This is a genomic window from Pseudoalteromonas sp. MMG013 (genome assembly GCF_018100885.1).
Taxonomy (GTDB): Bacteria; Pseudomonadota; Gammaproteobacteria; order Enterobacterales; family Alteromonadaceae; genus Pseudoalteromonas; species Pseudoalteromonas aurantia.
The window spans coordinates 1-1,391 of sequence record NZ_JAGJEE010000079.1; the positions used below are offsets into that span (position 1 = coordinate 1).

Below are 1,391 nucleotides of genomic sequence, written 5' to 3' on the forward strand. Positions count from 1 at the left end.
CTTAAACCACTTTGGCGTTGTATGGTTAAGCCTCACGGGTAATTAGTACTGGTTAGCTTAACATGTCACCATGCTTCCACACCCAGCCTATCAACGTTGTAGTCTCCAACGGCCCTTCAGAGAGCTTATAGCTCTAGTGAGAACTCATCTCGAGGCCTGCTTCGCGCTTAGATGCTTTCAGCGCTTATCAGTTCCGAACGTAGCTACCGGGCAATGCCATTGGCATGACAACCCGAACACCAGCGGTTCGTTCACTCCGGTCCTCTCGTACTAGGAGCAACCCCTCTCAATTCTCAAACGCCCACGGCAGATAGGGACCGAACTGTCTCACGACGTTCTAAACCCAGCTCGCGTACCACTTTAAATGGCGAACAGCCATACCCTTGGGACCGACTTCAGCCCCAGGATGTGATGAGCCGACATCGAGGTGCCAAACACCGCCGTCGATATGAACTCTTGGGCGGTATCAGCCTGTTATCCCCGGAGTACCTTTTATCCGTTGAGCGATGGCCCTTCCATTCAGAACCACCGGATCACTATGACCTACTTTCGTACCTGCTCGACGTGTCTGTCTCGCAGTTAAGCTGGCTTCTACCATTACACTAACCGTACGATGTCCGACCGTACTTAGCCAACCTTCGTGCTCCTCCGTTACTCTTTGGGAGGAGACCGCCCCAGTCAAACTACCCACCAGGCACTGTCCGCAATCCCGATCAGGGACCTACGTTAGAACATCAAAACTACAAGGGTGGTATTTCAAGGTTGACTCCACACAATCTAGCGACTGTGCTTCTAAGTCTCCCACCTATCCTACACATGTAGGTTCAATGTTCAGTGCCAAGCTGTAGTAAAGGTTCACGGGGTCTTTCCGTCTAGCCGCGGGTACACAGCATCTTCACTGCGATTTCAATTTCACTGAGTCTCGGGTGGAGACAGCGTGGCCATGGTTACACCATTCGTGCAGGTCGGAACTTACCCGACAAGGAATTTCGCTACCTTAGGACCGTTATAGTTACGGCCGCCGTTTACCGGGGCTTCGATCAAGAGCTTCGACCTAAGTCTAACCCCATCAATTAACCTTCCGGCACCGGGCAGGTGTCACACCGTATACGTCATCTTACGATTTTGCACAGTGCTGTGTTTTTAATAAACAGTCCCAGCCACCTGGTCACTGCGGCTCTCAATCGCTTAAGGAGTAAATCCCATCACAATCAAGAGCGTACCTTCTCCCGAAGTTACGGTACAATTTTGCCTAGTTCCTTCACCCGAGTTCTCTCAAGCGCCTTAGTATTCTCTACCTGACCACCTGTGTCGGTTTGGGGTACGATTCGAAATAATCTGAAGCTTAGAGGCTTTTCCTGGAAGTAGGGCATCAGCAACTTCACTACCGT

Annotated in this window: 1 rRNA gene; it reads right to left on the reverse strand. The window is 51.1% G+C overall.

Annotation, left to right across the window (positions count from 1 at the left end):
- Positions 1–21: 21 nt before the first annotated feature.
- Positions 22–1,391, reverse strand: a 23S ribosomal RNA gene (locus tag J8L98_RS24405); the annotation flags it as partial.